At 69.1% G+C, this 6,941-nt stretch carries 6 protein-coding genes; 1 reads left to right on the top strand and 5 read right to left on the bottom strand.

The features are described 5' to 3' along the window. Positions 1-25: 25 nt before the first annotated feature. The 5 genes from MCHUDSM44219_RS16105 to hrcA all read right to left on the bottom strand — a co-directional run bounded on the left by MCHUDSM44219_RS16105 (position 26) and on the right by hrcA (position 6,348). Positions 26-2,842 (bottom strand): MMPL/RND family transporter, encoded by a 2,817-nt coding sequence (locus MCHUDSM44219_RS16105; RefSeq protein ID WP_048419243.1) that lies wholly within the window; start codon positions 2,840-2,842, stop codon positions 26-28. Further along, positions 2,839-3,258: an MmpS family transport accessory protein gene (locus MCHUDSM44219_RS16110; protein ID WP_082162236.1), complete on the bottom strand. Its 420-nt coding sequence runs from the start codon at positions 3,256-3,258 to the stop codon at positions 2,839-2,841. Before MCHUDSM44219_RS16110 ends, MCHUDSM44219_RS16105 begins: the two co-directional genes overlap by 4 nt. Before the next feature lie 104 nt (positions 3,259-3,362). After that, positions 3,363-4,103, bottom strand: a complete 741-nt coding sequence (locus tag MCHUDSM44219_RS16115) for a 16S rRNA (uracil(1498)-N(3))-methyltransferase (RefSeq protein ID WP_048419245.1) — start codon at positions 4,101-4,103, stop codon at positions 3,363-3,365. Positions 4,104-4,113: 10 nt separating this feature from the next. Further along, entirely contained in the window at positions 4,114-5,259 is a 1,146-nt protein-coding gene (gene dnaJ, locus MCHUDSM44219_RS16120; RefSeq protein ID WP_048419246.1) for a molecular chaperone DnaJ, read from the bottom strand. A gap of 57 nt (positions 5,260-5,316) precedes the next feature. Beyond that, entirely contained in the window at positions 5,317-6,348 is a 1,032-nt protein-coding gene (gene hrcA, locus MCHUDSM44219_RS16125) for a heat-inducible transcriptional repressor HrcA (protein WP_048419247.1), read from the bottom strand. Between the two features lie 152 nt (positions 6,349-6,500). On the opposite strand from hrcA, the gene MCHUDSM44219_RS16130 reads away from it, so the two are divergent. After that, positions 6,501-6,815 carry a type II toxin-antitoxin system VapB family antitoxin gene (locus MCHUDSM44219_RS16130; protein ID WP_048419248.1) on the top strand — a complete coding sequence of 105 codons (315 nt, stop codon included), beginning with the start codon at positions 6,501-6,503 and terminating at the stop codon, positions 6,813-6,815. The last annotated feature ends 126 nt before the right edge of the window (positions 6,816-6,941 follow it).

Below are 6,941 nucleotides of genomic sequence, written 5' to 3' on the forward strand. Positions count from 1 at the left end.
TGATCGAGTCCTTCGACGCCCCAGTTTAGCGCCGCGGCGAAACAGGTCCAGTCGTTATGCGGGCCGGCCGGGAGCGGACCGGCACCGGCCACCAGAACCAGCGGCCCAGCAGGGTGGCGATCGCCGGCATCATGAAGGCCCGCACGACGAACGTGTCGAACAGCAGTCCCAGCCCGATCGTGGTCCCGACCTGCGCCATGATCCGCAGGTCGCTGACCACCATCGACGCCATCGTCAGCGCGAACACCACCCCCGCGACCGTGACCACCGAACCGGTCCCCCCGATGGCGCGGATGATGCCGGTCCTGATGCCCGCGCCGACCTCCTCCTTGAACCGGGAGACCAGCAGCAGGTTGTAGTCCGATCCGACCGCGATCAGCGCGATGATCGACAGCGCGAGCACCATCCAGTGCAGCTCGATGCCGACGATGTGCTGCCAGATCAGGATCGAGATGCCGAACGACGCGCCCAGCGACAGCGTGACGGTGCCGACGATCACCAGGGCCGCGACCAGGCTGCGGGTGAGCACTAGCATGATCATCAGCACCAGGCCCAGCGCCGAGACGACCGCGATCATCAGGTCGTACCGGGAGCCGTCCGACATGTCCTTGAACGTGGCCGCGGTGCCGCCGAGCTGGATCGTCGCGTCTTCGAGCGGGGTGCCCTTGAGCGCCTCGATCGCCGCGATCTTGATGGGTTCGACGCGGCGCAGCGCCTCCTCGGTGGTCGGGTTGCCGCGGTGCGCGACGAGCATCCGCACGGTCCTGCCGTCGGGTGAGAAGAAGCTCTCCATGGCCCGCTGGAAGTCCTTGTTGGAGAACACCTCGGGCGGCAGATAGAACGAGTCGTCATTGCGGGCGGCGTCGAACGCTTTGCCCATCTCGGTCGAGTTGCGGGTGAGTTCGTCCATCTGGTCGTAGAACCCACCCATCGTGGCGTAGGTGGTCAGCATCATCTGCCGCATGCTCTCCATGGTCTGGATCATCGGCGGGAACGTCGCGAGCATCTGCGGCAGTAGGGTTTTCATCTCGTCCATGTTCACCACGGCCTTGTCGAACGTGTCGGTCATCGTGCCGATGCCGTCCATCGAGTCGAACAGCGAGCGGAACGACCAGCACAACGGGATGTCGTAGCAGTGCGGTTCCCAGTAGAAGTAGTTGCGGATCGGCCGGAACTGGTCGTCGAAATTCGCCACCATGTCCCGCAATTGGTGCACGGTGTCGCGCATCTCGGCCATGTCGTCGATCATCTCGGTGGTGATGCCCGAGAACCTCGTCATCAGTCCGTACATCGTCTTCATCGTGTCGATCGTCTTGGCGATGCCGTCGGCCTGCGTGCGCATGTCGGCGATGCGGTCCTTCATCAGCTTCATGTTCTGCTGTTGACCGACGCCCTGCATGCTGATCAGGAACGGGATCGACGTGTGCGCGATCGGCGCGCCGTCGGGCCGGCTCGGCGCCTGCACCCGGGCCACTCCCTCCACGGCGAAGACGCGCTTGGCCAGGCGGTCGAGGATCAGGAAGTCCGACGGGTTGCGTAGATCGTGGTCGGCCTCGACGATCAGCACCTCCGGGCTCATCCGGGACAGGGAGAAATGCTGTGTGGCGGCCTGCAATCCGGCGTTGGCGGGAATGGATGCCGGGATGTAGCGGGTGTCGTCGTAGCTGGTCTGATAGCCCGGGAGCGCCACCAGCCCGATCAGGGCCAGCGCCAGCGAGGCGACCAGGATGGGGCCGGGCCAGCGGACCACCGTGGTGCCGATCCGCCGCCAGGCGCGGATCCGCAACGCGCGCTTGGGTTCCAGCATGCCGAAGCGGCTCGCCACGGTGATGATCGCCGGGCCGAGGGTCAGCGCGACCGCCACGCCGGCGACGATGCCCACCGCGCACGGGATGCCCATGCTCTGGAAGTACGGCATCCGGGTGAAGCTCAGGCAGAACATCGCCCCGGCGATGGTCAGCCCCGACCCGAGTACCACATGCGCTGTGCCACGGAACATCTCGTCGTAGGCATGCAGGGGGTCGGCGCCCGAGGCGCGCGCCTCCTGGTAGCGCCCGACCAGGAAGATCGCGTAATCGGTGCCCGCGGCGACGGCCAGCGACACCAGCAGGTTCACCGCGAAGGTGGACAGCCCGATGATCTGGGCGTTGCCCAGCGCGGCGACGACGCCGCGCGCGACCGACATCTGGACGCCGACCATGATCAGCAGCAGCACGACGGTGGTCACGGAGCGGTAGAAGAACAGCAGCAGCACCACGATGACGGCGAACGTGACGGCCAGGATCCGCGCCATGCTGCTCTCGCCGGCGATGTTGACGTCGGCGGTCAGCGCCGCGGGGCCGGTGACGTGTACGCGCACGCCCGGCGGGGGCGACAGGCCGCCGACGATGTCCCGCACCGCCTGAACCGACTCGTTGGACGCGGTCTCGCCCATGTTGCCGGCCAGGTACAGCGTGACGTAGGCGGCCCGGCCGTCGGAGCTCTGGGCCGCGGCCTCGGTGAGCGGGTCACCCCAGGTGTCCTGGACGTTTCGGACATGGGCGCGGTCCGCTTCGAGCCGATCGACGAGAGTGTCGTAGTAGGCGTGCGCGTCCTCACCCAGCGGCTGGTCGGCGTCGAGCACGACCAGCGCGATCGAATCGGATTCGGACTCGCCGAACAGTCGGCCCATGTCGGCCATGGCCTGCATCGACGGCGCGTCGCTGGGGCTCATCGACACCGCGTTGCGCGCGGCCACCACCTCGAGCTGGGGCACCAGCAGCGTCAGCGCGACGACGACCAGCAGCCAGGCCAGGATGATCGGGACCGCCAGCCGGCGGATCCACCGCGAAACGACCGTCATGCCGACTTGGTGAAGCAGTAGACGTAGGCGGTCACGTCCGAAGCGGTGCGCTCGTCCTTGACGACGCCGTCGGCCAGGATGCGGCAGCCGAGGTAGTCGCTGTCACCCTGGGCGACAACGTTTCCCACCATCGCCGGGGACGTGGTCTGCACCTCGATGGCCCACGGCAGGGCGGCGCCGACGATCTGGTTCGGGTCGCCCTCGTCGTCGATGTAGTTGATGTCGGCGGTCGCGCCCGGGTTGCCGAAGATCTCGTAGCGCACGACCTTGGGGTCGGACCTGTTCGCATCGGAGGAGGCACTGTCCGCGTACGTCGGCAGCGTGTGCGAGCCGAAGATGCCGCGGATGCGCCACACCGCCAACCCTGCGACGGCGACGACGACCACCAGCACGAGCGGTATCCACGCTCGGGTCAGACGGGTGAGAATCGGGAGTCCTTCGATCGGCGCCGCGGGCAGTCGGTCGTAGGGCAGGCTAACCTACCTCGGTGGCCGTGTGGGGCCTACCTCGTCACTGGGGATCACGCCCAGCGCGACGTCAGCACCCCGAGTGCCCCGAGCGCGACCGCTGCCGCCGTCGACGTGCGCAGCACCGTCGGGCCCAGCCGAACCACCACGGCACCCGCGTCGGTCAGTGTGGCCAGTTCGGCGTCGGTGACACCGCCCTCCGGTCCCACGATCAGCGTCACCGCGTCGGTGCCCGACAGCGGCACATCCCTCAGCGGGCGGGTGGCCGATTCGTGCAGCACCAGCACCGTGCCCGGACGTGCCGCCCGCACCCGGTCGGCCAGTTCGGCGGTCGACACCACGCCGTCGACGGTGGGGATGTGGGGACGCCGCGACTGCCGCGCGGCCGAGCGCGCCACCGCGCTCCACCGGCGCAGACCCTTGTCGATCTTCGCGGCGCCGTCCCAGCGCGCCACACAGCGGGCGGCCTGCCACGCGACGAAGGCGTCGGCACCCACTTCGGTCGCCAGCTCGACGGCCAGTTCGGCGCGCTCGGACTTGGGCAGCGCCTGCACCACGGTCACCGTCGGTGTGGGGCGGTCGATGTGCGTGCGCTCCTGCACACGGGCTGTCAGCCGGCCTTTGGCGACGTCCTCGACGACGCAGTGCGCGACGGTGCCCGCCCCGTCGCCGAGGTCGAGTTCCTCGCCGGGACGGATGCGGCGCACGGTGGCGGCGTGGAATCCCTCGTCGCCCTCGACAACGGCAACGTCACCGGCGCCGGGAACGGTGTCGATGTAGAAGAGGGTCCGCACCCGAGGGGACCTAGCGGCCGGTGAACGTCTCGCGCAGCCGGGAGAACAGCCCGCCGCCGTTGTTCGACGACGCGGTCGCTGAACTGCGCACCTGGGCGGTGTCGCGGTGGCGTTCCTTGTAGGCGCGCAGAAGTTCCACATCGTCGTGGTCCAGGCGGGACGGCACCACCACGTCGATGTGGGCGTGCAGGTCGCCCCGCACCCCCGAGCGCAGGTGGGGCATGCCGTGGCCGCGCAGCGTGGTCACCGACCCGGGCTGCGTACCCGCTCCGATGGTGATCTCGGTCGGCCCGTCCAGGATCGCCTCGACGGTCACCGACGTGCCCAGCGCGGCGTCGACCATCGGCACCGAGATCGTGCAGTGCAGGTCGTCCCCGTCGCGGACGAAGACGTCGTGCGGCTTCTCGTGCACCTCCACGTAGAGGTCGCCGGCCGGCCCGCCGCCGGGTCCGACCTCGCCCTGGGCGGCCAACCGCACCCGCATGCCCTCGCCGACACCGGCCGGGATCTTCACGCTGATCTCGCGACGGGCCCGGACGCGGCCGTCGCCGGCGCACCGGTTGCACGGGTCGGGGATCACCTCGCCGACGCCGCCGCACACCGGGCAGGGCCGTGACGTCATGACCTGGCCCAGCAGCGACCGCTGCACGGTCTGCACCTCACCGCGCCCGTGGCAGGTGTCGCAGGTGACCGGCGTCGAGTTGCCGTGGGTGCCCTTGCCGTGGCACAGGTCGCACAGCACCGCGGTGTCGACGGTGACCTGCTTGGTCACTCCGGTCGCGCACTCCTCGAGGTCGAGGCGCATCCGCAACAGCGAGTCCGAGCCCGGCCGGACCCGGCCGATCGGACCGCGCGACGTCGCGCCGCCGCCGAAGAACGCCTCGAAGACGTCACCGAGCCCACCGAACCCGCCGAAGCCACCGCCGGCGGCGCCGGCGGATTCCAGCGGGTCGCCGCCGAGGTCCACGATCCGGCGCTTCTCCGGGTCGCTGAGCACCTCGTAGGCGGCGCTGACCTCCTTGAAGCGCGCCTGCGCCTCTTCGTCGGGGTTGACGTCGGGGTGCAGCTCGCGGGCGAGCTTGCGATAGGCGCGCTTGATCTCCGTCTCACTGGCGCCCTTGCTCACTCCGAGCAAGCCGTAATAGTCGCGTGCCACGCTCAACCTCTCCCACCCGTCGCTCCGCGCGGTATACCCCGATCGGGGCCGCACGGATCAGCGGTTACCTAGGACTTCGCCAATATAAAGAGCAACTGCGGCGACGTTGGCGATGGTTCCCGGATAGTCCATCCGTGTGGGACCCAACACACCCATGCCGCCGAAGACCTTGCCAGAACTACCGTAGGCGGTGCTCACCACCGAGGTGCCGGCCATCTGTTCGGCCTCGGTCTCGTGCCCGATGCGCACCGTCACCTTGCCTGCCTCCTGCTGTTTGGCCAGCAGTCGCAGCACCACCACCTGCTCCTCGAGGGCCTCGAGCACCGAGCGCAGCGAGCCGCCGAAATCGGCGGTGTTGCGGGTCAGGTTCGCCGTCCCACCGAGCAGCAGTCGTTCCTCGGTGTGCTCGACCAGGGTTTCGACCAGCACGGTCGCCGCCCTGCCGACCGCGTTGGCCAGGCCGCCCTGCCCGTTGAGGTGCGAGGCCAGGTCGGACACCGCGATCGAGGCCGCGGCCAACGGCTTGCCCTCGAGTGCCTGCCCGAGCAGCTCGCGCAGCTGCGCGAGCTGACCGTCGTCGATGCCGTCGCCGAGTTCGACGATGCGCTGGTCGACCCGGCCCGAGTCGGTGATCACGACGAGCAGCAGCCGCGCGGGGGTCAGCGCGACGACCTCGAGCCGCCGCACCGACGAGGTGGACAGCGTCGGGTACTGCACGACCGCGACCTGGCGGGTCAGTTGGGCGAGCAGCCGGACCGCCCGGCGCAGCACGTCGTCGAGGTCGACACCGGATTCGAGGAACGTCAGGATCGCGCGCCGCTCCGCGCTCGACATCGGCTTGACGTCGTCGAGGCGGTCGACGAACTCCCGGTAGCCCTTCTCGGTGGGCACCCGGCCGGAGCTGGTGTGGGGCTGGGTGATGTAGCCCTCGGCCTCCAGCACCGCCATGTCGTTGCGGACCGTCGCGCTCGATACCCCGAGGTTGTGCCGCTCCACCAGGGTCTTGGACCCGATGGGCTCCTTGGTCGCGACGAAATCGGCGACAATCGCGCGGAGAACTTCGAATCGACGCTCGTCGGCGCTGCCCATTGTTCACCCCACCTCATCGAGATCGTGACCGTCGGGTCCAGTTTACGGTGCTCAGCAGCGGTGTTCTCGACCGAGCGGCCCTCGGTGGGAGGCCGGGTTAACCTTGCAGGGCTGGGGGTGTGCGGGGGTACGGGGCAAGCAAAGGCGCGTCGATGATCTTCAAGGGTGTCCGCGATGGCAGACCCTATCCTGACCACGGCTTGTCGCACCGCCAGTGGGCGCAGATCCCGCCGCGCCAGATCCGCCTCGACGAACTGGTGATGACGACGACGGTGCTCGCGCTGGACCGGCTGTTGTCGGAGGACTCGACGTTCTACGGCGACCTGTTCCCGCACGCGGTGAAGTGGCGCGGCAACGTCTACCTCGAGGACGGGCTGCACCGCGCGGTGCGGGCCGCGCTGCGCAACCGCACGGTGCTGCACGCGCGGGTGTTCGACATGGACGAGCCGCTGACGCACTCAGGCTGAGAGCCGTCCCGCACGTTTCCCGCGAGCGTGCGTGTCTGCGGGCGACACACCGGGCTTTTCCGGGAGTTCACGCACGCTCGCAGTGAAGGCACCGGCAACCGTGAGCGCCGGGACCTCGGAGAGCGG

The sequence above is a fragment of the Mycolicibacterium chubuense genome, from assembly GCF_001044255.1.
GTDB classification, from domain to species: domain Bacteria; phylum Actinomycetota; class Actinomycetes; order Mycobacteriales; family Mycobacteriaceae; genus Mycobacterium; species Mycobacterium chubuense.